The sequence below is a fragment of the Nonomuraea sp. B19D2 genome (assembly GCF_040137845.1).
Classification (GTDB): domain Bacteria; phylum Actinomycetota; class Actinomycetes; order Streptosporangiales; family Streptosporangiaceae; genus Nonomuraea.
The window spans coordinates 53854-78943 of the sequence record NZ_JBEFAK010000031.1 but is presented as its reverse complement, the minus strand read 5'-3'; the positions used below and the strand labels follow the sequence as shown (position 1 = coordinate 78943).

The window sequence follows — 25090 nt, the reverse complement described above, 5'->3', positions numbered from 1 at the left end:
TGGCGCCGCTCCTAGGCGGCGTGTGTTTCGCATTCCTGAACGGACGGCCGCCCCGGATGGCGGCCTTTCGCGTGTCCGCCCCCGGGGCTCGATCATTTGACGTGGTAAAGGGGCAGGACGTGGAGACGAGCGGATATACCACCGCCGGGGGCATCGGAGTCGAGCGCGAGGCGCGCGAGGTGGACGAGGCGGCGCTGGAAGAGATCGTGACCGCGCTCGGGACCAGGCGCGGCGGCGCGTTCTCCTCGGGCATGGACTACCCGGGCCGCTACAGCCGCTGGGCCTTCGGCTACGTCGATCCATGCCTCGAGCTGGTCGCCAAGGGCCGCACCATCTCGGCCACCGCGCTCAACGCCCGCGGCCGGGTCGTGCTGCCCGCCGTCGCCTCCTGCCTGCTGGCCGCGGGCAAGCCGGTCGCCGAGCCCACCCCGGACCACGTCGCGGTGCACATACCGGAGTCGGAAGACCTGCTGCCGGAGGAGATGCGCAGCAGAAGGCCCACCGTGTTCACCGCGATCCGCGAGGTCATCGCCGCCTTCAAGGGCGACGACCCGCACCTGGGCCTGTACGGCGCGTTCGGCTACGACCTGGCCTTCCAGTTCGAGCCCATCAGGCAGGAGCTCGTCCGCCCCGACGACCAGCGCGACCTCGTCCTCCACCTGCCCGACCGGCTCGTCGTGATCGACAGGCAGCGCGAGACCAGCGTCGAATACCGCTACGAGTTCACCGTCGACGGCGCCACCACCCGCGGCCTGGAGCGCACCGGCGCCAGCGCCGAGCCCGTGCCCCCCGGCCGGCTGCCCGAGGACCCGGAGAAGGGCGAGTACGCCAAGGTCGTGGCCGCCGCGAAGGAGAAGTTCAAGCGCGGCGATCTGTTCGAGGTCGTGCCCGGACAGGTCTTCCACGCCGTCTGCACCGATCCGGCCGCCTTCTACCGCGGCCTGCGGCACAGCAACCCCGCGCCGTACGAGTTCATCATCAGCCTCGGCGAGGGCGAGCACCTGGTCGGCGCCTCGCCCGAGATGTACGTCAGGGTCACCGGCGACCGCGTCGAGACCTGCCCCATCTCCGGCACCATCGCCCGCGGCAGCAACCCGGTCGAGGACGCCGAGGCCATCCGCACCCTCCTGTCCAGCGTCAAGGAGGAGTCGGAGCTGACCATGTGCACCGACGTCGACCGCAACGACAAGTCGCGCATCTGCGTCCCGGGCACCGTCAAGGTCATCGGCCGCCGCCAGATCGAGCTCTACTCCCGCCTGATCCACACGGTCGACCACATCGAGGGGCGGCTGCGCCCCGAGTTCGACGCGCTCGACGCGTTCCTCACCCACATGTGGGCCGTCACGGTCACCGGCGCGCCCAAGACGTGGGCGATGCAGTTCATCGAGGACCACGAGGCCACCACCCGCAAGTGGTACGGCGGCGCCATCGGCTTCATCGGCTTCGACGGCTCCATGAACACCGGCCTGACCCTGCGCACCGCGCAGATCAAGCACGGCGTGGCGAGCGTGCGGGCCGGGGCCACGCTGCTGTTCGACTCCGACCCTGAGTCGGAGGAGCGCGAGACCGAGCTCAAGGCCAGCGCCCTGCTCGGCGCACTGGCCGCGGTCAACCGGCCGGACGCCGTCCCGGTCCCCGAGCCCAGGCCGCAGCCGGGCCAGGGCATGAAGGTGCTGCTCGTCGACCACGAGGACTCCTTCGTCAACACGCTGGCCGACTACTTCCGTCAGGAAGGCGCCGACGTGGTGACGCTGCGCCACGGCTTCCCGGCCCACATGATCGACGACATCGCGCCCGACCTGGTGGTGCTCTCGCCCGGGCCGGGCTGGCCGTCCGACTTCGGCATGGCGGCGCTGCTCGACCAGGTCTACGCCCGCGACCTGCCGGTGTTCGGCGTCTGCCTGGGGCTACAGGCCATGGTGGAGCACGAAGGCGGCACGCTGGAGCTGCTGGACTACCCCGAGCACGGCAAGCGCGGCCAGGTCGCCCGGGTGGAGGCCGGCAGCGCGCTGCTGGAGGGGCTGCCCGAGGAGTTCACCGCGGCCCGCTACCACTCGCTGCACGCCAAGCGGCCCGGCGTCGTCGGCTTCACCGCGACCGCCTTCACGCCCGACGACAACGTCATGGCCATCGAGGACGTCGAGCGGCGGCGCTTCGGGGTGCAGTTCCACCCCGAGTCGATCCTCACGCAGGAGGGCGGCGCGGGCGCGAAGATCATCGCGAACGTGCTGCGCCTGTGCCGCAGGTGAGCGGTCCCCGTCGTAGGTAAAACCGCCGCGGGGGCATGCGGGGCTCCCCTAGAGTCTCCGCATGCTCCCCGTAGATCTACCCTCCACGGTGCGTGACGCGCTGCTCGCCCCGCTCGTCGACCACCACTGTCACGGGGTACGGCGAGACGACCTGAGCAGAGCCCAGTTCGAGCTGCTCATCAACGAGGGCGGCAGCCCGGCGCCGCCCGGCACCACCCATTTCGACACGCCGTTCGGCGCGGCCGTGCGCCGGTGGTGCGCGCCGGTGCTCGACCTGGAGCCGCACGCGCCGCCCGCCGTCTACCTCTCCCGCCGTGCGGAGCTGGGCGCGGCCGAGGTCAACCGGCGCCTGCTGGCGGGGGCCGGCGTGGTGGCGTTCCTGGTGGACACCGCCCCGGGCGCGGAGGACGCCGAGGTGCTGACGGCCACCGAGATGGGCCGCCACGGCGGGGCCGCCGCGGACGAGCTCGTACGGATCGAGCAGATCGAACGGCACGTGGCCGAGACGGCCCAGCTGGCCGTGGACTACCTGGACGGCCTCGGCGAGGAGCTGGCCGCCAGGGCCGCCAGGGCGGTCGGGCTCAAGACCGTCATCGGCGCGCTGTGCGGCCTCGACTTCGATCCGTCCAGGCCCAGCAGGGGATCGGTGATCGCGGCGGCCAACCGGCGGCTGTCGGACCCGAAGCAGCCGCTGACCGACGAGATCATGCTGCGCCACCTGCTCTGGTGCGCGGTCGACGTGGCCAGGGAGCGGGGACTGCCCGTCCAGTTCCACACGGGCTTCGGCGGCTCGGGCCTCGACCTGCACCGCACCGACCCGGGCCGGCTGAGCGAGTTCGCCACGATGCTGCAGCCGCTCGGCGTGCCGATCATCCTGCTGCACTGCTACCCGTACCACCGCCAGGCCGCCTACCTCGCCGCCCTCTACCCGCACGTGTACGTGGACGTCGGCCTCGCCCTCCCGCACACCGCCGCCGCCTCGGCCAGGGTCGTGGACGAGCTGCTCGAGCTGGCGCCGTTCCACAAGCAGCTGTTCAGCACCGGCTGCCACGGCGTGGCCGAGACGGGCTACCTGGGCGCGCTCCACTACCGGCAGGCGCTCGGCGCGGCGCTCGCGTCGCGGCTGGCGTCGGGGGAGTGGAGCCCCGACGACGCCGCCCGCGTCGCCCACATGATCGGCTCAGGCAACGCCCGCCGCGTCTACCGCCTGTGACTCCTCCTTGCCGGCCTGCCTCACCCCTGACTCGCGCCGAGTGGCCCGACCTGGTTTGCTTGATGCCGTCACAACACCCAACCTGAGCGGGGGCTCTCCATGGGCAATGCCGAACCCGAGACCGAGATCAAGTTCCGCAGCGACGTGGACGTGGAGCTGGTCAAGGCCGCCGCGTCGGACGCCGACGTGCTGTGGGCCGCACGCGTCTCCACCAAGGGTGAGAGCTCTCTGGCGGAGATCGAAGCCGATCCCCAGCGTTCCAAGGGCCTCATCAACTTCCTGATGCGCGACAGGCACGGCACGCCGTTCGAGCACTCTTCCATGACCTTCTACGTCAGCGCGCCGATCTTCGTATTCCGGGAGTTCATGCGGCACCGCACCTTTTCCTATAACGAGGAGTCCGGCAGATATCGGAAGTTGACGCCGGTTTTCTATGTGCCGGGGCCCGACCGGAAGCTGGTGCAGGAAGGAAAGCCCGGCAAATACGTGTTCAAGGACGGCACCGCCGAGCAGCAAAAGGTGGTGACGGAGGCGACCCAGGAAAGCTACCGGCAGTCCTATCGGGCTTATCTGGAAATGCTCGAGGCCGGGGTGGCGCGCGAGGTGGCCCGCACGGTGCTGCCCGTGGGCCTCTATTCCTCGATGTACGCCACCTGCAACGCCCGTGCCTTGATGAACTTCCTGTCTCTTCGTGTGAAGCGCGAGGATTCCGCCTTCCCGTCGTTCCCGCAGCGCGAGATCGAGATGGTCGCCGAGAAGATGGAGGCCTTGTGGGCGGAGCTCATGCCCTTGACTCATGAGGCATTCGAGGCCAATGGGCGAGTTTGCCCTTGAATTGACCTTCCCCTGAATTGTCGGTGGCCTTTGGTTTCCTGGTGAGGTGACCAGGTCAGAACGCGCAGGGCGGGAAATCGGCTACGACGACGCTTCCGAAGTTCTCACGCGTCACGGTTGGAAGCGCTGGCCGGCCGTGGACGGCAGTGAGGACTTCGGGACAATCAATCCCCGAACGGGGCAATTGGAGTATCAGCGGGCGACGAGGACAGTGCACATTGGTTCCTCGGGTCAGGCTTATCGTGTCCGATCGGAGCAGATAAACCTGCTCGTCGGTCCAGGTCATAGGCTCTGGGTCCAACGGGTGGACACCAGAGCCGCCAGGCGTGGCGAGCAGGAATTCGGCGTGGAATCACCGCTGGATCTGCTGCACCGTAGGGTCCGATACCAGAAGGGGGCAGGCTGGGGGCCGGGAGCGCCCGAGCCGGTGCGGATCGCCGCCACCGAGAGATCCTGGGTGCGTCGTGACTCCGGCGTCCTTTGCGTGCGAAGCTATCCGGGGGTGTCATTTCCGATAGAGCCTTTCGCGCGTTTCCTTGGCTACTACCTTGCCGAGGGATCAGTCAACGGGCATCAGATCGTTCTCACCTAGAACCGAGGGCCGGTTCTCGATCGTATGGTGGAGACGATTCAGGCGATGGGACTTCCCGCCTACGTGCCGGTCTCCGGAAACGGCTGTGTGCGTACACAACGCATTGCCCTCAGAGACATGCTGGCCCGGCTCGGTCATGCCGTGGACAAGCGAATTCCCTCTTTGGTCGGTGAGTGGCCACCGCAGACCATAAGCTCTTTTCTTGATGCGATGGTCGAGGGTGATGGAAGCCGGCACAAGCAATCTGGTCACCGTGTGATTTATACCGTCTCACGGCATATGGCCGACGAGCTTCAGATCCTTGCCATAAAGTCAGGCATAAGTGCGAATCTGCGTGTCGATGACCGTACCGGACTCGAGCGGGTCATGCCAAGTGGGCAGCGTTTCCGCAACCCGCGACCCTGTTATGTCGTGTCGCTGGTGTCCAGGCGTAACAAGCCGCTGGTCAATCACAATCGGAAGGCTCCAAGCGTGTACTGGAACGCAGAAGGCTGTCACGATGGCTTCGAGCCGTATGGGGGTTCGTTCCATTGCGCGGAGGTGCCAAATGGGCTGCTGCTCGTCCGGCGCGGCGGGAAGCCGGTCGTCTCCGGAGGCATCGACAATTGATCAATGCAGCAAAGACTGGAGTGAGCGGCCGCTCAGCCGCGGCGCTGCGCGTGGGAGCCATGCCGCTTGCGTCAGGGAAGGCGGGAGGTCGTCTCGGAGATCATCTGGGTGAGGATCGCGGCCGCGGCGGGGTGGGTGTCCAGGAGCTCGTCCAATCGGGCGCGCCACGCGCCCGCCTCCGCGTAGACCGCCTCCGCCTCCGCCTCCGCCTGTAACCGCAACCGCGTCTCGCACAGCTGCAGCTGGTACATGATCCCCAGATAGTGGCCGACCGCGTCGCTAAGCCACCAGTAGGCGTCCGTGTTCGCGGCAGAGACGAAGATCCGAGCGCCTTCCCAGGCCACCCGCCGGGGATGGAGGACTGCCATGGCCGGATGGTACGCCTGCCGCGACGGGACGGGAACGGAGTCAGTGGCCGGCTCAAGGACGGCCCGCTCCGTTTCCATCAGCTCCCACGCGCGACCCCCGGTGGGGCGGCACCGAGGAGCCGCCCGCGCTCCTGGCGAGGTGCAGCTCCCCGGCGCCCCTTGCGGCCGTGCTAACTGCCGAACCGGCTTGCGTTGCCCCGAGGGGCCGAGCTGATCCCCTTTCCCATGCCGATCTCGCTGCTCGGCCCGAGCCCGCTGCCGCTGCCCAGCCCGCCCCTGTCCGAGGCCGCGGACGCGGAATGAGCCATCGAGCCGGTCAGCAGAGCGGCCCCCATGGCGGCGACGACGATTCCAGTGACAATCCGCATGTTCTCCCCCTGTTTCTGATGGATCCGTCCCACCCAGGATCGTCGAGCGCCGTCATAACGGCGTCATAACCACAGGACCGTGACGCCGTCAGCGGCTGAGTGCGCCGCCGGCCTCTGGCGACTGGATCACCCGGACGGCTGTGTGGGTGAAGGAGGACTCCGAGGACGACGAGTACGGTCTTCACCTCGTTCCCAAGGGTTGGCCATGCTGCCGGCCCGGCGCTGCGGCATCCCCGAGCGGCACTCCGACCGGCTGGTGACGGAGGTCGACCTGGACCGGGACCGGGTCGTGGAGTGGCGGGCCGCGGCCGACGCCTACCTGACCGCGTTGCGGGTGGCCGAACAGGGCTGGCAGGACGCCCCCTTTCGCCGACTGCCGCTGCGGGCCCGGGCGGCCTTGCTCTTCCGCCGGCCACCGCTGTCCCCGCGCCGAGCGCGGGCGGCCGCCTCGCGCTTCCTGGACGATGCGTACGCCCCGCACGCGGCATGGGGCCGCAAGATGGACGCGGCCGACGCCCATGCCGGCCTGGACGTTCAAGCGGTGGGGCACCACAGCATGGGCGCTACCAACCCGGCGGGGACACTGCCCGAAGGGTGGTGGGCGCGCTACGACGCCCGCCGGCGGCGCGTCCTGTCGGTACGGCACGTGGGGAGTCGTACCGACCGGGCGGCACCGGCACGGCGGGCACCGGCGGCTTCGGGGGGCTGGTAGCCGAGCTCGCCATTAAACGCGATTTTTATTCGCATTAATCGTCCGAAAATCAGGCACAGAAAATCACCAGACGACTACGGATAGCTCGCTTCCCACCGTATTGGGGGGAAACGGTTGTGGCGGGTCATCGGTGGTGTAAGACTCAATTTCGAGCGCATCGGAGTGCCGGGGAGGGACCGGGCGCTCAAGACCCGGAGCCGTCAAGGAGGTGAACGACACGACCGGAATACCTTTCCGGTCCCTAGGTGGGGTTGGTAAATGTCGTTGAATCCGCGCTTGGTAAAAGAGAGTTTCTCCGTCATCGAACCGCAGGCCGACAAGGCCACGGCCTACTTCTACGGCCGGCTGTTCGCCGAAAGCCCGCACTTGCGCGGCATGTTCCCGCCCGCCATGGACGTTCAGCGCGATCGCCTGTTCAGCGCGTTGACCCGGATCGTGTGGAGCCTGGACAGCCCGGACAGCCTCGCGGCCTTCCTGGGCCAGCTGGGCAGGGACCATCGCAAGTACGGCGTGCTCGCCGAGCACTACACCGCGGTCGGCAACGCGCTGCTCGCCACCATCCGCCGCTTCGCGGCCGACGTCTGGAACCACGAGATCGAGGCGGCCTGGGTCGCGGCGTACACGGCGGCCGCGGATCTCATGATGGAGGCGGCCGACTCCGACTCGGGGGACACGCCCGCCTGGTGGCTGGCCGACGTGATCGACCACGAGCAGCGCCATCGTGACATCGCGGTCCTCACGCTGCGGCCCACGCAGCAGCTGCCGTACACGCCGGGACAGTACGTCAACGTGCAGACCGCGCGCTGGCCGCGCGTCTGGCGGACCTTCTCCATCGCGAACGCGCCGCGCCCCGACAACACGATCAGGCTGCACGTCCGCTCGGTCCCCGGCGGCTGGGTGTCCACCACGCTCATCAGGCACACCCGCATCGGCGACACGCTCATGCTGGGCCCGCCGATGGGCACGATGACGCCCTGCGACCGCAGCACACGCGACGTGCTGTGCGTGGCGGGCGGCACCGGCCTGGCGCCGCTGAAGGCGATCATCGAGCACATCATCGCCTCGGGCCGCCGGCCCAACATCCACCTGCTGTACGGCGCGCGCACGGCCGACGAGCTGTACGACCTGCCCGACCTGATCAGAATGGAGTCGTCATTCCCCTGGCTGCGGGTGCTGCCCGTGGTGTCTGACCAGCCCTCGTACGACGGGATGCGGGGCCACCTGCCCGAGGTCACGCAGCGCTTCCACTCCTGGGCCGAGCACGACGTGTACGTGTGCGGCCCGACCGCCATGGTCAACGAGACGGTTCGCCGCCTCCAGATCGACGGCGTGCCCCTGTCACGCATCCACCGGGACATCATCCAGGCCGAACGCTGACAGATCTTGACAGTTCGGGTCGAAAGGTGAGAGGTGGAGGATGACACGCCAACGTGGAGGTGGACTGTGCCATCCCCCGCCAGGCGCCGAGGAATCGGCGGGCTGCTGACCATGACGCTCCTCCTCACCCCCGTTCCTGCCCTGGCGTCCGAGGCCGTCCCCCTGACGGAGCTCGGGGCCGACTCGTACGCGAACGCCACCAGCCAGCACGGCACCCAGGCCGGCCCCGACACCTTCCAGTCGGGCACGACCATCGTGGCCGCGCAGCAGGCGGGCCGGTTCTTCGACGGAGGGGCGTCCGGCATCGCGTTCGCGACCTCCACCGACAACGGCGCCACGTGGACCAAGGGCGTCCTGCCCGGGATCACCACGTTCGGCGGCGGGACCTACAACCGGGTCAGCGACCCGTCGGTGGCGTTCGACGCCAGGCACGGCGTCTGGCTGGTCGCCTCGCTGGCGCTCACCGACACGGGCGGGATCACCGGGGCGGCCGTGCTCACCAGCCGCTCCACCGACGGCGGCCGGACGTGGGAGAACCCGGTCACGACCGCCGTCGCGAACGGGGGCGACCTGGACAAGAGCTGGATCGTCTGCGACAACGCCCCGCGCAGCCCGTTCCACGGCCGCTGCTACACGGTGTTCGACGACGCCGCCGCGGGCAACGCGATCAAGGTGTCCCGCTCCTCCGACGGCGGCCTCACCTGGCAGGAGACCCCCACGTCCGCGACCGGTCTCGGCGGGCAGCCGGTCGTGCGGCCCAACGGCGCCGTCGTGGTGCCGTACCTGAGCACGGAGCAGCAGATCCGCTCCATACGCTCCGGCGACGGCGGCGCGAGCTGGGGCGACAGCGTGCTCGTCGCGACCGTGCGGCGGCACACGGTCGCCGGCGGGCTGCGGGCCGCGCCGCTGCCGTCGGCGGAGGCCGACGCGCAAGGCACCGTGTACGTCGCCTGGCACGACTGCCGCTTCCAGCTCAGCTGCGGCGGCAACGACATCGTCATGAGCACCTCGGCCACCGGCGAGGAGTGGGGCGACGTCACGCGGATAACGAACGACGGCGGAGACCACTTCATCCCCGGCCTCGGCGTCGATCGCGACAGCTCCGGCAGCACCGCCAGGCTGGCGCTCGCGTACTACCGCTACCCGGCCGCCGACTGCACGGCCGCCACCTGCCGCCTCACGGTCGGCTACACCTCCTCCGGCAACGGCGGCGCGAGCTGGTCGCCGCCCGCCGAGCTGTACGGGCCGATGGAGCCCGGCTGGTTCGCCAACACCGCGGACGGCCGCATGGCCGGCGACTACATCTCCACCTCGATCATCCCCGGCGGCAAGGCTTACGTGGCCTTCACGGCCGCGGCCGCCCCCGCGGGCGGCGCGCACGACGTGCGTACCTACACCGTCACAGGCGGGCTGCCGATCACCGGCGGTGGCCGCGCCCCGCTCGCGGTCGACGCGCCCGTCGCGGCCGGCGAGCAGTCGCCGGAGCTGCCCGCGACAGCCCGCTAACCCGGCTTGAACCCCTCCTGGAAGGCGGCGGCGGTCTCCTCGTCGTTCGGCCAGAACGTCTCGATGGCCAGCTCGGAGACGGTCACGTCCACCGGCGTCCCGAACGTCGCGATCGTGGTGAACATCGACAACACCCGGTCTCCGGCCGCGATCCGCAGCGGGACCAGGATGTCCGCGGGACCGGGCACGTGGGCCACGTTCAGGTCCACCCCCGGATAGGTGTACGAGGCCAGCTCGTCGTGCAGCTCGGCCAGCCGCCCGTCGCCGGACATCTCGGACTGCCTGCGCAGCTGGTGCAGCAGATGGGCGCGGACCTCGGCCAGGTTCAGCAGCCGGCCGCCCATCGCCTGCGGGTGCAGCGACAACCGCATCACGTTGATCGGCTCCTTCAGCAGCTCGTCCGGCACCCCCTCCATGAACATCGCGGCCGCCGAGTTGGCCGCCACCAGGTTCCACATCGCGTCCACCACGACTGCCGGGTACGGCTCGTGCCCGGCCAGGATCTTGTCCAGCGCCCGGCGTACGATCTCGAACTCAGGGCCGCGTATCTCGCGTTCGGGATAGACCGGAGCGAACCCGGCGGCCACCAGCAGCCTGTTGCGGTGCCGCAGCGGCACCTCCAGCTCCTCGGCCAGCTTCATCACCATCTCGCGGCTCGGCCGGGCGCGCCCGGTCTCCAGGAAACTGATGTGGCGGGCCGAAACGTCGGCCTCTATGGACAGGTCCAGCTGGCTCACCCGCCGCTGCTGCCGCCACGAACGCAACAGTTCACCAAAAGACGTCTCATTAATGGCTACAGCTCCCATGTCCGGCACGTTATCGCCTGGAGGGAAGCGTCTCGATTACCCGCCAGGTAATGCGGCTCCTGCGGGAGGAAAACTCCCAGTCCTCAGAACCTGTCGGTGCTACGTGGCACGATGGCGGCACGACGAGAAGGAGCGATGCCATGAGTGACGCAATCCTCGCGATCGGCACCCGTAAGGGCCTGTTCCTCGCCCGCTCGACCGGCGGCGGCCCGTTCGAGATCGAGCCGATCCAGTTCTCCACGGTCGCGGTGCCCTCGGTGGCGATCGACACCCGCGGCACCACACCCCGGCTCCTGGCCGGCATCGAATACGGTCATTTCGGCCCGTCCGTCGTCTACTCGGACGACCTCGGGAAGACCTGGGGCGAGGCGGAGCAGCCGCCCATCGCCTTCCCGGAGAAGACGGAGACGACCCTGACGAAGGTGTGGCAGCTCGCACCCTCGCCGTCCGAGCCCGGCGTGGTGTGGGCGGGCGTCGAGCCGGGCGCGCTGTTCCGCTCCGAGGACCGCGGCGTCACCTACCGGCTGGTCGAGGGGCTGTGGGAGCACCCGCACCGGCCGCAGTGGCAGCCGGGCGGCGGCGGCCTGTGCCTGCACACGATCATCGTGCACCCGAGCGACCCCCAGACCCTGGGCGTCGCGATCTCCACCGGCGGCTTCTACCGCTCCACCGACGGCGGGCTGTCGTGGGAGGCCGCCAACCAGAACATCCGGGCCCCCTTCCTGCCCGAGGGGCAGCAATACCCGGAGTTCGGGCAGTGTGTGCACAAGGTCGCCATGGACCCTTCCCGTCCCGAGCGGCTCTACCTGCAGCACCACTTCGGCGTCTACCGCAGCGACGACTTCGGCGGGAGCTGGCACGACATCGGCGCGGGGCTGCCGTCGGACTTCGGCTTCCCGATCGTGGCGCACCCGTCGCGGCCCGGCACCGTCTTCGTGCTGCCCCTGAACGCCGACATGGACCGCACGCCGGTCGATCACCGCTACCGCGTCTACCGCAGCGACGACGCGGGCCAGTCGTGGCGGCCGTTCGGCACGGGGCTGCCCGAGGGGCCAGTGCACGGGAGCGTGCTGCGTGACGCGATGACCGCGTCGGAGGCGGGGGTGTTCTTCGGCACGCGCGACGGCGAGGTCTACTGCTCGCGCGACGACGGCGAGACCTGGTCGCTGGTCGGCCGCCACCTGCCCGACGTGCTCACGGTGCGCGCGGCGGTGCTCTAGACGATGGTGACCATGGTGGTTTTCGTGCTCCCGGGCATGCTGCGCCGGTGGGTGAGCGGGAGCACGGAGGTCAAGGTCTTCGCCGTCGCCGCCGACCGCGACTCGCCGCCCACCCTGGGGTCGGCGCTCGACATGCTCCGACGTACGCATCCGCTGCTGGAGGCGCGGCTGCGCGACGAGTACGGGCGCATCCGCAGGCACATCAGCATGATCGTGTGCGGCGAGAACGCCCGGGGGCTCGGCGGTCTCGACTGCGCCCTGCCCCCGGGCGCCGAGGTCTACGTCACGCCCGCGCTCGCCTGAGCCCGGCCGGACGCGCGGCGCGGGTGCGCGGGGCTGGACGCGCGTGGGCCGGGTGCCGTGGGGAACGGTGTCCGCCTCACGGCGCGCATGACCAGGTCACGGGCACGATGCTCCCCGGGGCTGTGCCGTCTGAGGCCATCGGCGGGAGGGCGGCGCATCACTCCACGGGGACAGAAGTGGTAGATCTTTGGGAGAGGTGACATAACGGAAAGAGTCTGCGCCATGATGGGCATGTGGCCGTCACCTCGACAGGCTGATGGCGGCTCCTATGCCCCCTGGAGATCGCATGTCCCGACCGTTGATCGGTATCACCGCCTACCTCGAGGCCGCCCGCTGGAGTGACTACGTACGCGAGGCCGTGCTGTCACCTCCCTCCTACGCCAAGGCGGTCGGGCGAGCGGGGGGCGCGCCCGTGATGCTGCCGCCGATCGGCACGCCCGCAATCGAGGACTACGTACGCGGCCTCCAAGGCATCGTGCTGGCCGGAGGCACGGAGGTCGGCGCGGACGCCTACGGCGGCGAGCGCGACGAGCGCGTGCCCGAGCCGCAACGGCACCGCGACCGGTTCGAGCTGGCCCTGGCCAGGGCCGCCGTCCGGGCCGACGTGCCCATCCTGGCCATCGCCAGGGGCATGCACGTGCTCAACGTCGCCCAGGGCGGCACGCTGATCCCCTGGCTGCCCCAGGTGCTCGACAACGACCGCCACGGCGAGCCGGACGCCGGCCACACGATCCAGGTCAGCGTCTCCAGCAAGCTCGGCAAGGCCGTGGGCGAGCGGGTCGAGGTCACCGCGCCCCACCACCAGTCCGTACGCCGCCTCGGCAGCGGCCTGCTGGCCGTGGCCTGGGCGGAGGACCAGATCGTCGAGGGGATCGAGCTGCAGGGCCACAGGTTCGGCGTGGGTGTCCAGTGGCACCCGGAGCGTGACGGCGACGCCCGGCTCTTCGATGCGTTCATCGAGGCGGCCCGCTAGGCTGCGATCATGCCGCTGCACCCCCAGGCGCGGGAGTACGTCGCCCTCTACCCGTCGGATCTGAACACCGATCCGGCCACGCTCGACCTGGCCGGGATCCAGGAGCTGCGCGCGCAGGACGGCCTGGCCGCCCACCGGGGGGCGTCGACGAAACTGCCGTTCGTCCGGGACGAGCTGGCGGAGGGCGTGCCCATCCGGATCTACCGTGCCGACCCGGGCGACGGCCCGCTGCCGGTAGTGGTCTACTTCCATGGCGGCGGCTGGGTCTTCGGCAGCGTCAAACGCAACGACGCGGCCGGGCGCGACCTGGCCATCCGCACCGGCGCCGTGGTGGTGTCCGTCGACTACCGGCTGGCTCCGGAGCACCCGTTCCCGGCCGCCGCCGAGGACGCCTGGACGGTGGTGCGCAACATCTTCGCCCGCCCCGCCTTCTACCAGAGCAACGGCAGCGTGGCCGTCGTCGGCGACAGCGCGGGCGGCAACCTCGCGGCCGTCGCCGCCTGGCAGGCCCGCGACGCCGGGCTGACCCTCACGCACCAGGCGCTCGTCTATCCCGCGCTCGACGTGGGCATGGACACGCCGAGCTACCGCGAGTTCGCCAAGGGGTTCGGGCTGGACGCCGAGGAGATGGCGTGGTTCGCCCGGCAGTACGCGCCCGGCGCCGACCCGGCGGACCCGCGGCTGTCGCCGCTGCGCCTGCCCGACGTCGCCGGCCTCGCGCCCGCGACGGTCGTGACCGCCGAGTGCGACGTGCTCAGGGACGAGGGCGAGCGGTACGCCCGCCGCCTGGCGGACGCGGGCGTGCCGGCCGAGCTGCGCAGGTTCGACGGCGCGGTGCACGGCTTCTTCGTCCTGCCGGGCCTGTTCGACCAGGCCATCGAGGCCCGCGAGTACGTCGCCGACCGGCTGCGGGAGTCGTTTTGACGCTGGGGGAGTCCTTTTGACGTACACCAAGCTCAAGATCGACACCCCGGCCGACGGCGTGCTCCGGGTCACGATCAGCGAGCCGTCCAGGCTCAACGCCGTGGACGCGACCGCCCACCGCGAGCTGGGCGAGATCTGGCGCGACGCCGACCGGGACGACGGCGTCAGGGCTGTGGTCGTCAGGGGAGAGGGCCAGGCGTTCTCCGCGGGCGGCGACCTGTCGATGATCGAGGAGATGACCCGCGACCACGCCACCAGGCTGCGCGTGTTCGCCGAGGCCCGTGACATCGTGTACAACGTGCTCAACTGCTCCAAACCGATCGTCTCGGCCATCCAGGGCCCGGCGGTCGGGGCCGGACTGGCGGTGGCGCTGCTGGCCGACATCTCCGTCGCGGGCCGCACCGCGCGGATCATCGACGGGCACACCAGGCTCGGCGTCGCGGCGGGCGACCACGCGGCGATCGTGTGGCCGCTGCTGTGCGGCCTGGCCAAGGCGAAGTACCACCTGCTGCTGTGCGAGCCCGTCACGGGCGCGCAGGCCGAGCGGATGGGCCTGGTCAGCCTCTGCGTGGACGACGACCAGGTGCACGACAAGGCCATGGAGATCGCGGTCAGGCTCGCCTCCGGCGCCCAGGAGGCGATCAGGCTGACCAAATACTCGCTCAACAACTGGCTGCGCCTGGCCGGTCCCGCCTTCGACGCCTCCCTGGCCATGGAGTTCCTCGGCTTCACCGGCCCCGACGTGGCCGAAGGCGTGCGCGCGGTGCGGGAGAAGCGGCCCCCGTCGTTCGGCTGAGCGGCGGGTGTGCTTCCCCGGGCCTCGGGTAGCGGGAGGAGGACGGGGCGGCCTGGGTCGCGCGGATGTCGAGGGCCTGTTCACCGAGGCCGAGAACGTTGCTCCGGGGACGAGGCAGAGGCTCACCCCGGCCTGCGCGCACCATGGCCGCCTCCCCTCACCTTAAGTCCGGGGCCTGCGCGCATGGAAGACGAAGGCCGGAGGAGTGTTGCGCCAGACCGTACGCCCCGGCACGACCTCCTCGAACCGCTCGGCCAGCAGCGCGCGGAAACGCCGGGCCGAGCTCAGCGGGATGGCGTGCATGTAGGAGAACGTCGTGAACGCCGCCCCCTGGCTCATCGCCGACGTCACCGCGTCCAGCAAGGAGTGCTGCAACCTCTGCGGGAACGCCGCCCACGGCAGCCCGCTCACCACCACGTCCGCCTGCCACAGCCCGCGCTCGGCGAGCAGCTCGCCCAGCCGGGCCGCGTCGGCGTGCACCACGTCCACGGCCGGGAAGCGGGCCGCCAGCAGCCGTGCCATCGGCTCGTTGACCTCCACGGCCAGGTGGTGGCCGCGCCCGCCCAGCCGCTGCTGGATCTCCGCCGTGAACGGGCCGGTGCCGGGGCCGAGCTCCACCACCGTGGGCTCGCCGCGCTCGGGGATGGGCGCGCAGACGGCCGCGGCGAGCCGCCGCGAGCTGGGCGCGACGGCTCCGATCGTGGCGGGGGTACGCAAGAACTGGCCGAGAAAAAGTGCGGTGTCGTTAGGCATGTCCGGAAACCTAGGGGTGCGATCTCTCCCGGGCGCTCCCTCGTCGGGGCGGACCTGCGGCCAGATGGAGGAGGCGGGGTCCTCCGAGCGGAGGATCAGCCCGTCAGGCTGGCCCGATACCGTGTGGGGCATGCGTTGGCGTGGTTGGCCGCTGGATGTGCTGCTCGCGGCCTCGGGCGTGGGCCTGGATCTGTTGACGACGGCACACGCGGGCGACACCGAGTTCCTGCCCGCCGAGATGAACATCCCGATGGCGCTGCTGGCGGGCGTGCCCATGGGGTTCGTCCGGCGCCGGCCGGTGCCGGTCGTGCTCTACCTGGCCGGGTTCCTGGTCGTGACCGACCAGCTCGGGTCGTTCACCTCCAACACGGTGCAGATCCTCGTCTGCGTCGCGCTCGGGGTGGCGGGATACCGCTCCGAGTGGCGGGCCGTCACGGTCGCGGTGGCCGCCACGATCGCGGCGACCGCGGCCAACATGGCCGATCCCGGCATCGCGCTCACGATGAACAGCTGGGTGTACTCGGTCTTCCTGCCGGTCTTCCCCGCCCTGCTCGGGGCGTACCTGCGCAGCTCCGCGGGGCGGCTGGAGGAGCGGGACGTCACGCCCGACGCGCTGCTGGCGGCCGGCGGGGTGGCGATCACCGTGCTCAGCACCTGGACCAGCTGGCACACGGGCTCCCAGCCCGTCTGGATGGTCGGGCTGCTCGCCGTGGTCGGGGGCCTGTCGCTGGGCATCGCCAGGCGGCTGCCCGGGCTGGTGTTCCTCGCGCAGGGCGTCCTGCTCGTCACCACCGACACCTACCTGAACGACGCCGTCACCACCTGCGTGATTCTCACGCTGATCGCGCTCGGCGTGTTCACGATGCGGGTGAGCTCCTGGGCGTGGACGGCGGTCGCGTACTTCGCGGGCTGCATGCTGACCGCGATCGCCGTCGTCGGCCCGGTCACCGAGATCACCGGGTTCCGCGTCGGAACTCTCATGACGCTGGTGGCCACGCCCGTCGCGATCGGCCGCTACCTCGGCATGCGCCAGGCAGCGGCGGCCGCCGAGCGGCTGCGCGCCGAGGAGTCCGCCCGGGCGGCCGTCGCCCAGGTGCGCGCCGACCAGCTTGCCGAGCGCGAGCGCATCGCCCGCGACGTGCACGACATCGTGGCCCACCACGTGGGGGCGATGGTGCTGCGGGCCGGCGCCGCCCGCTACACCGCCCCAGAAGGCCCCGTCGCCGAAGCACTCACCGACATTCGCGAGACCGGCCACCAGGTGCTGCAGGACCTGCGCGACCTGCTCGACCTGCTGCGCGACCCCGAACGCCAGCCCGACCTGCTCGCCAACCCCTCCGACGTGGTCCGCGAGTCCGCCGAGCGCATGGCCGCCGCCGGGCTCGTCGTGGACCTCGACCTCGACCCCGCCACCGACCGGGCTCCGCTCATCGCCCGGGCCTCCGCCGCCCGCATCGTCCAGGAAGGACTCACCAACGTGCTCAAACACGCCGGCCCCGGCACCCGGGTCCGCGTCGCCGTCACCCCCTCGGAGGAGGGGCTGTCGGTGGAGATCCGCAACGGCCGCCCGGCCAGCGCCGCCGAACGCCTGCCCTCGTCCGGGCGCGGCCTGGCCGGCATGCGCGAACGCGTCCGCGCCCTCGGCGGCACCCTCACCGCCGGTCCGGACGGCGAGGGCGGCTGGCTGCTGGCCGCGAACCTCCCGTCGAGGAGCGCCGCGTGATCCGCGTGCTGGTGGCCGACGACCAGGCGCTCGTACGCGCGGGCGTGCGGATGTTGCTGCAGGCCGCGGGCGACATGGAGGTCGTCGGCGAGGCCGAGGACGGCGCCGAGGCGGTGCGCCTGGCCGAGCGCCACCTGCCCGACGTGATCCTCATGGACCTGCGCATGCCCAGGGTGGACGGGCTGGAGGCGATCAAGCGGGTGCTCGCCGCCCGGCCGGGCACCCGGATCGTCGTGCTGACGACGTTCGCCGAGGACGCCGACGTCTACGCCGCACTGCGGGCCGGCGCGGTCGGTTTCCTGGTCAAGGACGACGAACCTGAACGTATGGTGGACGCCGTGCGCCGGGCGGCCACGGGCGAGCAGCTCCTGGCGCCGTCGGTGCTGCGGCGGGTCGTGGAGCGCTTCCTGTCCGCCGAGGAGCAGGCCGCCGCGCCCCCGCCCGCCGGGCTGACCGAGCGCGAGCTCGAGGTGCTCGCCCTGGTCGGCACCGGGCTGTCCAACGCGGAGATCGCGGAGGAGCTGCACGTGGGGGTGACGACGGTCAAGACCCACGTCGCGGCGGCCATGGACAAGCTGGGGCTGCGCAACCGCATCCAGGCCGCGGTCGTGGCCCACCGTACGGGCCTGGTCGACGCCTCCTTCCGCCCGGTACGCCAGCCGCGCCCGCCCTCCTGAGCGGGGTCCGCCGGGTGGCGGACGGGCGATCACCCGGCAGGCTGACGACCGTCGGCGGCCCGCGGCCCGAACATTGGTCCGTCAACTCCCTGCCTTTCAGGAAAGGACCTCTGATCACCATGCCGGAAACCATGCTTCAGCACCCCAGGACGGCCGCCCGGCTCTCGCCGGGCCTGCTTCACAGCCTGCGCATCGTCGTCACCGCCCAGGCCGCCGCGCTGCTCGTGGCCGCCTCGTTCGCCGGCCAGGCCGTGGAGTCCGCCGCCATGGCCGAGACGCACGTCATGGCGGGCATGGTCGTCCACCTCGTGGCCCTCGTCCAGATCGTCCTGGCCGTGCTCGTCTGGCGTCCCGGGCGCGGGGCGGGCTGGCCCGCGCTGGCCAGCGTCGCGCTGTTCGTCGTGGGGCTCGCCCAGCACTTCACCTGGCTGTGGCTGGGGGCGCACCTGCCCAACGGGGTGCTCCTGTTCGGGCTGATCGTGGCCGTGCTCAGCTGGGCATGGTCACCGGCGGCCGCCCGCCGCCGCTAAGGTCATGGGTGTGGTGTATGTGAAGATCTGCGGGTTGAGCGAGCCCGAGCACGTGGCCACCGCCGTCGAGGCGGGCGCGGACGCGATCGGGTTCGTCATGACCCGGAGCCCCCGCAGGATCACGCCCGAGCGGGCGGCGGAGCTGGCCGCGGCGGTGCCCGGCCACGTCCTGACCGTCGGGGTGTTCCGCGGGGAGGACCCGGACACGGTGCGGGCGGCGGCGCTGGCGTCCGGGGTGCGGGCCATCCAGCTGCACGGCAGGCACCCGCACGGCGACTTCACCGCGCTCAAGGACCTCGGCCTCCGGCTGATCAGGGCCGTCGACGCGGAGGCCGACCTGCGGTGCGGGGCCTTCGACGAGGACCTGCTCCTCGTGGACGCGCCGCACGCCGGCTCCGGGCAGCCGTGGGACTGGGCCGCGGTCCGCGGCCGGCCCACCGGCCAGTGGCTGCTGGCGGGGGGCCTCACGCCCGCGAACGTGACGGAGGCGATCGCGGCCGCCGACCCGTGGGGGGTCGACGTGTCCAGCGGTGTCGAGATCTCGCCCGGGGTGAAGGACTCGGCCCTCATCCGGGAGTTCCTGCGGGAGGTCCGCGGTGTCGGCTGACCTCACGCTGGACCGGGCGGCCTCGGCGGCAGGTGACCTGGCCCGCGCGGTGGGCTTCCAGCACGCCTTCGCCCGCCGCAAGGCGCCCCGGGTCGTGGCGGTGCCCGGCGGGTTCGCGGTGCTGGACGATCGTTTTCCCGGCTCGTACGACGACAACAAGCTGATCGTCGGCCCCGGCCCCGAGCCGTCCGATGGTGCGCCGGAGGCGGCCGACAGGCTGCTGCGGGCGGCGGACGAGGTGCTCGCCGAGCGGGAGCACCGGCTGGTGTGCGTGGACGACGACCGGCTCGGGACCGCGCTCGCGCCCGCGTTCGCCGCCGCGGGCTACGAGCAGGAGAACAACCTGATCATGGCCTTCCGCGGCTCGCTCCCGCCCGGACCGCTCAGCCCGCCCGCGGCCGAGCGGCTCTCCCTGGCGGAGCTGCTGCCCGTGGTGCGGCGCGACTGGCGCGCGACGCTGCCCCAGGCGCCGGAGGAGGTGCTCGACCGGCTTACCCGGCGGGTGGAGGTCCGGCTGCGCGGCGCCGACGAGGTGAGCTTCTGGGGGGTGCGCGCTCCTGACGGCGAGATCGCCGCCAGGGCCGACCTGTACGTGCACGGAGGCGTCGCCCAGATCGAGAGTGTCTTCACCGGCGAGAGGCGCCGGGGCAAGGGGCACGCGCGTGCCCTGATGTCGGCGCTGCTCGCGCAGGCGGCGGAGGCCGAGCTGGTCTTCCTGGTGGCAGACGCGGCCGACTGGCCCAAGGACTTCTACGCCAAGCTCGGCTTCGTGGAGCTGGGCCGCACCCACGCCTTCCTCCGCGCCTGACCACGACGCCCCTCGGCCCGGCGACGATCCGAGCCGCTATCGTGATCTGTCGCTGAGCTGCTCGGCGGCTGAGGCCACCCACGGGTCGGCCGACGGTATGCCCCAGGCGAAGGCCAAATGGTCGCACACCAGCACGGCGTCCCACCCGGCGGCCTCGGCCGCACAGGCGAGGGTGACCAGGCGTGCCGGGTCCGCGAGGTCGCCGAGGATCGCGACGTCGATGCCGTAACGCATGCCTCCCACTCAAGCACCCGGCACCGACAGTTCCCGGGGTGCCGCCGCGCCTACGCCTCGGGCCCCGCGGAGGCGCCGTCCGTGAGCCGGGCGTCGAGCGCTGAGCAGCGGGTGTGCGGCCTCGCCCCGGAGCTGTAGGGTGTGGCGTCCCGCTACGGCCCCATAAGCGCTGGATGGCGGCGTCGGTCGGTGGCGTGGTAAGCGCTCAAGGTGGGGCCGCTGTGTTGGAGTTCCACGCAGTAGGGTCTGCTGCGTGAGCGAAACTTCCGCCGAGGACCGAATCTGGACGGTTCCCAACCTCCTGAGCTTCCTGCGACTCCTGGGCGTCCCCGTGTTCCTCTGGCTGGTTCTCGGACCCAAGGCGGACGGGTGGGCCATCGGGATCCTCGCGGTGGCCGGGTTCACCGACTGGCTCGACGGGAAGATCGCACGGGCGTTCAACCAGACCAGCAGGCTGGGCCGGATCATCGACCCGGCGGCCGACAAGCTCTACGTCTTCGCCACCATCGTCGGCCTGCTGCTACGTGACGTCATCCCGTGGTGGCTGGTCGCGGTCATCGTGGGCCGTGAACTCTTCGTCGGAAGTTTCATCCCAGTACTTCGCAAACATGGCTACAAGGCACTTCAGGTGCATTTCCTGGGCAAGGCCGCCATGTTCAACCTCATGTACGCTTTCCCTCTCCTCTTCCTTGCCTCCCATACGGGGTGGTATGCCGATATAGCCCGAATTGTCGGGTGGGCGTTCGCGCTATGGGGAACGGGCCTGTACTGGTGGGCAGGCGTGTTGTACGTGGTGCAGGTGCTCCAACTCGTAACCGCGGCCAAAAAGGAGTGATCGGGTGAAGGCGGTCGTCATGGCAGGGGGAGAGGGCACGCGGCTGCGTCCCATGACCGCCAACCAGCCCAAGCCGCTGCTGCCCGTGGCCAACCGCCCGATCATGGAGCACGTGCTGCGCCTGCTCAAGCGGCACGGCGTCACCGAGACGGTGGTCACGCTCCAGTTCCTGGCCGCCCTCGTGCGCAACTACTTCGGCGACGGCGACGAGCTGGGCATGAGCCTCGAGTACGCCACCGAGGACGTGCCCCTCGGTACCGCGGGCAGCGTCAAGAACGCCGCCGACCGCCTCCGCGACGCCCGATTCCTGGTCATCTCCGGCGATGCCCTGACAGATATCGATTTATCGGACATGATCCGATTTCACCGTGAAAATTCGGCCCTTGTGACAATCGGCCTGAAGCGCGTGCCGAACCCCCTCGAGTTCGGGATCATCATCGTGGACGACGAGGGACGCGTTCAGCGCTTCCTCGAGAAGCCCACCTGGGGCCAGGTCTTCTCCGACACCGTGAACACCGGCATCTACGTCATGGAGCCCGAAGTCCTCGACGCGGTGGCCCCGGGCGAGCCCGTCGACTGGTCCTCCGACGTCTTCCCCGCCCTCCTCGATCGCGGCGCCGCGATCTACGGCTATGTGGCCGACGGCTACTGGGAGGACATAGGCACCCACGACAGCTATCTCAAGGCCCAGGCCGACGCCCTGTCGGGCAAGGTCAACGTGGACATCGGCGGCTTCGAGCTCTCACCGGGCGTCTGGGTCGCCGACTCGGCCTCCGTGGATCCCGACGCCGTGCTCAAGGGCCCGCTGCTCATCGGCGACTACGCCAAGGTCGAGGCCGGCGCCGAGTTGCGCGAGTACACCGTGCTCGGCAACAACGCCGTGGTCCGCGAGGGCGCCTTCCTGCACCGCGCGGTCGTCCACGACAACGTCTACCTCGGCCCCGCCGCCCACCTGCGCGGCTGCGTCATCGGCAAGAGCACCGACATCATGGCGGGCGCCCGCATCGAGGAGAACGCCGTCATCGGCGACGAATGCGTCATCGAGCCCGAGGCGTACGTCTCCAGCGGCGTCAGGGTCTACCCGTTCAAGACCATCGAGGCCGGCGCGGTCGTCAACACGAGCGTCATCTGGGAGTCGCGCGGCCAGCGCAACCTGTTCGGCCCCAGAGGGGTCAGCGGCCTGGTCAACGTCGAGATCACCGCCGAGCTCTGCGTCCGCCTGGCCAGCGCGTACGCCACCACCCTCAAGAAGGGCGAGTACGTCGTCACCTCCCGCGACTGCTCCCTGGCCGCCAGGGCGCTCAAGAGGGCCGTCATCGGCGCGCTCACCGCGGGCGCGATCAACGTCCTGGACCTCGAGGCCGCCCCGCTGCCCGTCGCCCGCTTCCACACGGCGCGCGAGTCGGTCGCGGGCGGCATCGCGCTGCGCACCACGCCGGGCGACCCGCAGAGCGTGGACATCGTGATCATGGATGGCCGCGGCGCCGACCTGCCGCCGGCCGCGCAGCGCAAGCTGGAGCGGGTCGTCTCCCGCCAGGAGTTCCGCCGCGCCTTCCCCGGCGAGATCGCCTCACTCGCCTACCCGGCCAGGGCCGTCGAGGACTACACCCACGAGCTGCTGCGCCACGTCGACGTGGGCGACGTCAGGGACATGAAGGTCGTCGTGGACTGCGCGGGCGGCACGTCCTCGCTGGTGCTGCCCACGCTGCTCGGCCGGGTCGGCGTCGAGGTGCTCACCGTCAACGCCCGCCTGGACGACGTCTCGCCCACCGAGACGCTGGCCGAGCGCCGCCGCGACCTGCAACGCCTGTCGGAGCTGGTCAGCTCGTCGCGGGCGGCGTTCGGCGTCCGGTTCGACCCGGTGGGGGAGCGCATCGCCCTGGTGGACGAGATGGGCCACCTCATCAACGAGGAACGCGCCCTGCTCGTCGTGCTCGACCTCGTCGCGGCCGAGCGCAGGGGCGGCCAGGTGGCGCTGCCGGTCACCACGACCAGGGTGGCCGAGCAGGTCTGCCGCTTCCACGGCGTGCAGGTGCAGTGGACCTCCACCGCGCTCGACGCCCTCACCTCGGCCGCCGCCGACGCCGACATGATCTTCGCCGCGGACGGGCGCGGCGGCTTCGTCGTGCCGGAGTTCAGCCCGGCCATCGACGGGCTGGCCGCGTTCATGCGCATGCTCGGCCTGGTGGCCCGCACCCGCCTGTCGCTCAGCCAGATCGACGCCAGGATCCCCGAGGTGAAGATGCTCAAGCGGACCGTGCCCACGCCGTGGGCGGCCAAGGGCGCCGTCATGCGCTCGGTCATCGAGGCGGCCGAGGCGGAGCACGAGGGCCGGCGCATCGACACCACCGACGGCGTGCGCGTGGCCCACGACGACGGGAGCTGGGTGCTGGTGCTGCCCGCCGCCGCCGAGCCCGTCACCGACCTGTGGGCCGAGGCGAACGACATGGACAGCGCCCAGGCCTTGCTCGAACGGTGGGCCCGCATCGTCGAGCAGGCCGCCGGTTGACCAGCAGTCGCAGACGGTGACGGAGGCCACTCGGATGACAGTTGCGTTACAGGGAACCCGGAACGCCACTTACAGGGTGCGCGGACAGTGCCGCAAGATCGTAATGTAGAAACGCGCGGCGGCATGGACCACGGGGCGGGGGCGACGGTAACTTTGTCTGCGTCCAAACCACAGTCCAGTGCCCCGCCTTGACCTTTGCCGCTGATCAGCGTATGTTGCGGCATTCGCAAACTTGAAAAAGCGAAGCGAGGCGCGCCCATGAGCACCGTCGCCGCGTCTTCGCGGTAGGAGGCCGAGCCGATCGATGCCGAGCGTCTACTGCACGCAGTGCGGGCACGCCAACCCCGAGGATGCCCGTTTCTGTTCCCGTTGTGGGTCACCGCTGACCAGACACGAGGTCTCCGGGGACACCACATCTACGATCTCCATCGCGGGAATCGAGGCGTACGAGGCTGAGACAGGCGACATGCTCCTGGCCGAGCGGGCGCTCGTCGAGCAGTTGCCGCCCGGCACGGCGTTGCTGACGGTGACCAGGGGCCCCAACCAGGGGAGCCGCTTCCGGCTGGACAAGGATCTCACCACGACCGGGCGCCATCCGGAGAGCGACATCTTCCTCGACGACATCACGGTCTCCCGCCGCCACGTCGAGTTCTACCGGCACCGCGGCGGCCAGTTCTCCGTGCGCGACGTGGGCAGCCTCAACGGCACCTACGTCAACAGGGAGCGCATCGAGGAGGTCCCCCTGCACTCCGGAGACGAGGTGCAGATCGGCAAGTTCCGCCTCGTCTTCCTGATGCGGACCAGCACCGGCGCATGAGCGAACGAAGCGGGCGACCGACAAGCACAGCCTCATGCGAGCGCATGGGGCCGCCGAGGGAGGCCGCATGAGCGCACAGGCGGCCCGCTCGCACATGAGCATCGGGGAGGTGCTCGCGCTGCTGCGCGGCGAGTTCCCCGATGTGACGATCTCCAAGATCCGGTTCTTGGAGGGTGAAGGGCTGATCGAGCCCGAGCGCAGCCCGTCCGGCTACCGCAAGTTCACCCACCTGCACGTGGAGCAGCTGCGCTTCATCCTGACCGAGCAGCGCGACCACTATCTGCCGCTGCGGGTGATCAAGGACAGGATGGCGGAGAGCTTCGGCCGCCCGCGCGCCGTGCAGGACAAGCAGGAGGTCCGGCTCAGCCGGGCCGAGCTGCTCGAGGCGGCGGGGATCGACGAGGAGACGCTCACCGAGCTGGAGGACTACGGGCTGCTCGCCCCGGTGGCCAGGCGCTACGACGAGGAGGCGCTCAACGTGGCCCGGAGCGTCGGCGCCCTGGCCCGCTTCGGTCTGCGCGCCCGCCACCTGCGCGCGGTCAAGGCGGCGGCCGAGCGCGAGTGCGGCCTGGTCGAGCAGACCGTCGCACCCATACTCAAACGGCGGGCTCCCGGCGCCATCGGGGAGGCCGATGAGGTCGCGAGGGAGCTTTCCGCACTGTTGCTCGATTTGCACGCATCCCTTGTGCGGTCGGGGATCCGGTCCGTCCTGGGGCGCTGAGACCCTGTCGAGCTGGGAGGCGGAGG

At 70.7% G+C, this 25090-nt stretch carries 26 protein-coding genes; 21 read left to right on the top strand and 5 right to left on the bottom strand.

Translation table 11 applies throughout. From position 1 onward, the window contains the following. The first annotated feature begins 119 nt into the window (after window positions 1-119). The 4 genes from ABN273_RS40475 to ABN273_RS40460 all read left to right on the top strand — a co-directional run bounded on the left by ABN273_RS40475 (window position 120) and on the right by ABN273_RS40460 (window position 5497). Window positions 120-2249 (top strand): anthranilate synthase component I, encoded by a 2130-nt coding sequence (locus ABN273_RS40475; RefSeq protein ID WP_349454629.1) that lies wholly within the window; start codon window positions 120-122, stop codon window positions 2247-2249. 61 nt (window positions 2250-2310) lie between these two features. Next, complete coding sequence (locus ABN273_RS40470) at window positions 2311-3462, top strand: amidohydrolase family protein (protein ID WP_349454628.1); 1152 nt, start codon at window positions 2311-2313, stop codon at window positions 3460-3462. 99 nt (window positions 3463-3561) lie between these two features. Beyond that, the gene (gene thyX, locus ABN273_RS40465) at window positions 3562-4296 is read left to right on the top strand and encodes an FAD-dependent thymidylate synthase (RefSeq protein ID WP_349454627.1); all 735 of its coding nucleotides are present in this window, start codon (window positions 3562-3564) and stop codon (window positions 4294-4296) included. Between the two features lie 616 nt (window positions 4297-4912). Next, window positions 4913-5497, top strand: coding sequence for an LAGLIDADG family homing endonuclease (locus ABN273_RS40460; RefSeq protein WP_349454626.1), 585 nt, complete (start codon window positions 4913-4915; stop codon window positions 5495-5497). Between the two features lie 71 nt (window positions 5498-5568). On the opposite strand, the gene ABN273_RS40455 is transcribed toward ABN273_RS40460, so the two are convergent. After that, window positions 5569-5865, bottom strand: a complete 297-nt coding sequence (locus ABN273_RS40455) for a hypothetical protein (protein WP_349454625.1) — start codon at window positions 5863-5865, stop codon at window positions 5569-5571. Between the two features lie 170 nt (window positions 5866-6035). Next, window positions 6036-6233 carry a hypothetical protein gene (locus ABN273_RS40450; protein ID WP_349454624.1) on the bottom strand — a complete coding sequence of 66 codons (198 nt, stop codon included), beginning with the start codon at window positions 6231-6233 and terminating at the stop codon, window positions 6036-6038. Window positions 6234-6438: 205 nt separating this feature from the next. Here ABN273_RS40450 and ABN273_RS40445 point away from each other — a divergent pair, with 205 nt between their 5' ends. From ABN273_RS40445 to ABN273_RS40435, 3 genes are all read left to right on the top strand, one after another. After that, a complete protein-coding gene (locus ABN273_RS40445; protein ID WP_349454623.1) occupies window positions 6439-6945 on the top strand; it encodes a hypothetical protein in 507 nt (168 codons plus the stop codon). A 276-nt stretch (window positions 6946-7221) separates the two neighbouring features. Next, window positions 7222-8322, top strand: a complete 1101-nt coding sequence (locus ABN273_RS40440; protein WP_349454622.1) for a globin domain-containing protein — start codon at window positions 7222-7224, stop codon at window positions 8320-8322. 66 nt (window positions 8323-8388) lie between these two features. Beyond that, window positions 8389-9828: a sialidase family protein gene (locus tag ABN273_RS40435; protein WP_349454621.1), complete on the top strand. Its 1440-nt coding sequence runs from the start codon at window positions 8389-8391 to the stop codon at window positions 9826-9828. Here the strand turns inward: ABN273_RS40435 and ABN273_RS40430 are convergent. After that, window positions 9825-10634 carry a helix-turn-helix domain-containing protein gene (locus tag ABN273_RS40430; RefSeq protein ID WP_349454619.1) on the bottom strand — a complete coding sequence of 270 codons (810 nt, stop codon included), beginning with the start codon at window positions 10632-10634 and terminating at the stop codon, window positions 9825-9827. The two genes, ABN273_RS40435 and ABN273_RS40430, sit on opposite strands and share 4 nt — an antisense overlap. Window positions 10635-10774: 140 nt before the next feature. Between ABN273_RS40430 and ABN273_RS40425 the strand changes: the two genes are divergently transcribed. The 5 genes from ABN273_RS40425 to ABN273_RS40405 all read left to right on the top strand — a co-directional run bounded on the left by ABN273_RS40425 (window position 10775) and on the right by ABN273_RS40405 (window position 14850). Next, window positions 10775-11854 (top strand): WD40/YVTN/BNR-like repeat-containing protein, encoded by a 1080-nt coding sequence (locus ABN273_RS40425; RefSeq protein WP_349454617.1) that lies wholly within the window; start codon window positions 10775-10777, stop codon window positions 11852-11854. Between the two features lie 12 nt (window positions 11855-11866). Then, complete coding sequence (locus ABN273_RS40420) at window positions 11867-12157, top strand: ubiquitin family protein (RefSeq protein ID WP_349454616.1); 291 nt, start codon at window positions 11867-11869, stop codon at window positions 12155-12157. 286 nt (window positions 12158-12443) lie between these two features. Continuing rightward, the gene (locus tag ABN273_RS40415; RefSeq protein WP_349454615.1) at window positions 12444-13130 is read left to right on the top strand and encodes a gamma-glutamyl-gamma-aminobutyrate hydrolase family protein; all 687 of its coding nucleotides are present in this window, start codon (window positions 12444-12446) and stop codon (window positions 13128-13130) included. A gap of 9 nt (window positions 13131-13139) precedes the next feature. Then, window positions 13140-14054, top strand: coding sequence for an alpha/beta hydrolase (locus ABN273_RS40410; protein ID WP_349454613.1), 915 nt, complete (start codon window positions 13140-13142; stop codon window positions 14052-14054). A gap of 16 nt (window positions 14055-14070) precedes the next feature. Continuing rightward, a complete protein-coding gene (locus tag ABN273_RS40405) occupies window positions 14071-14850 on the top strand; it encodes an enoyl-CoA hydratase/isomerase family protein (protein WP_349454612.1) in 780 nt (259 codons plus the stop codon). Between the two features lie 162 nt (window positions 14851-15012). On the opposite strand, the gene ABN273_RS40400 is transcribed toward ABN273_RS40405, so the two are convergent. After that, window positions 15013-15603 (bottom strand): class I SAM-dependent methyltransferase, encoded by a 591-nt coding sequence (locus ABN273_RS40400; protein ID WP_349454610.1) that lies wholly within the window; start codon window positions 15601-15603, stop codon window positions 15013-15015. Between the two features lie 130 nt (window positions 15604-15733). Here ABN273_RS40400 and ABN273_RS40395 point away from each other — a divergent pair, with 130 nt between their 5' ends. The 5 genes from ABN273_RS40395 (at window position 15734) to ABN273_RS40375 (ending at window position 19948) form a co-directional block, all read left to right on the top strand. Then, entirely contained in the window at window positions 15734-17326 is a 1593-nt protein-coding gene (locus tag ABN273_RS40395) for a sensor histidine kinase (protein WP_349454609.1), read from the top strand. Continuing rightward, complete coding sequence (locus tag ABN273_RS40390; RefSeq protein ID WP_349454608.1) at window positions 17323-18003, top strand: response regulator; 681 nt, start codon at window positions 17323-17325, stop codon at window positions 18001-18003. Before ABN273_RS40395 ends, ABN273_RS40390 begins: the two co-directional genes overlap by 4 nt. A gap of 119 nt (window positions 18004-18122) precedes the next feature. Further along, complete coding sequence (locus tag ABN273_RS40385; RefSeq protein WP_349454607.1) at window positions 18123-18533, top strand: hypothetical protein; 411 nt, start codon at window positions 18123-18125, stop codon at window positions 18531-18533. A gap of 4 nt (window positions 18534-18537) precedes the next feature. Beyond that, complete coding sequence (locus tag ABN273_RS40380; RefSeq protein ID WP_349454606.1) at window positions 18538-19140, top strand: phosphoribosylanthranilate isomerase; 603 nt, start codon at window positions 18538-18540, stop codon at window positions 19138-19140. After that, window positions 19130-19948: a GNAT family N-acetyltransferase gene (locus ABN273_RS40375; protein ID WP_349454604.1), complete on the top strand. Its 819-nt coding sequence runs from the start codon at window positions 19130-19132 to the stop codon at window positions 19946-19948. Before ABN273_RS40380 ends, ABN273_RS40375 begins: the two co-directional genes overlap by 11 nt. A 36-nt stretch (window positions 19949-19984) precedes the next feature. Here ABN273_RS40375 and ABN273_RS40370 read toward each other — a convergent pair whose 3' ends face one another. After that, entirely contained in the window at window positions 19985-20182 is a 198-nt protein-coding gene (locus ABN273_RS40370) for a hypothetical protein (RefSeq protein ID WP_349454602.1), read from the bottom strand. Window positions 20183-20435: 253 nt separating this feature from the next. Here ABN273_RS40370 and clsA point away from each other — a divergent pair, with 253 nt between their 5' ends. The 4 genes from clsA to ftsR all read left to right on the top strand — a co-directional run bounded on the left by clsA (window position 20436) and on the right by ftsR (window position 25064). Beyond that, the gene (clsA, locus tag ABN273_RS40365) at window positions 20436-21017 is read left to right on the top strand and encodes a cardiolipin synthase ClsA (RefSeq protein ID WP_349454601.1); all 582 of its coding nucleotides are present in this window, start codon (window positions 20436-20438) and stop codon (window positions 21015-21017) included. A 4-nt stretch (window positions 21018-21021) separates the two neighbouring features. Then, on the top strand, window positions 21022-23526 hold the full coding sequence (locus ABN273_RS40360; RefSeq protein ID WP_349454600.1) for a sugar phosphate nucleotidyltransferase: 2505 nt from the start codon (window positions 21022-21024) through the stop codon (window positions 23524-23526). Window positions 23527-23830: 304 nt separating this feature from the next. Beyond that, entirely contained in the window at window positions 23831-24343 is a 513-nt protein-coding gene (locus ABN273_RS40355; protein WP_349454599.1) for a double zinc ribbon and FHA domain-containing protein, read from the top strand. Between the two features lie 67 nt (window positions 24344-24410). Continuing rightward, window positions 24411-25064, top strand: coding sequence for a transcriptional regulator FtsR (gene ftsR, locus ABN273_RS40350; protein ID WP_349454597.1), 654 nt, complete (start codon window positions 24411-24413; stop codon window positions 25062-25064). The last annotated feature ends 26 nt before the right edge of the window (window positions 25065-25090 follow it).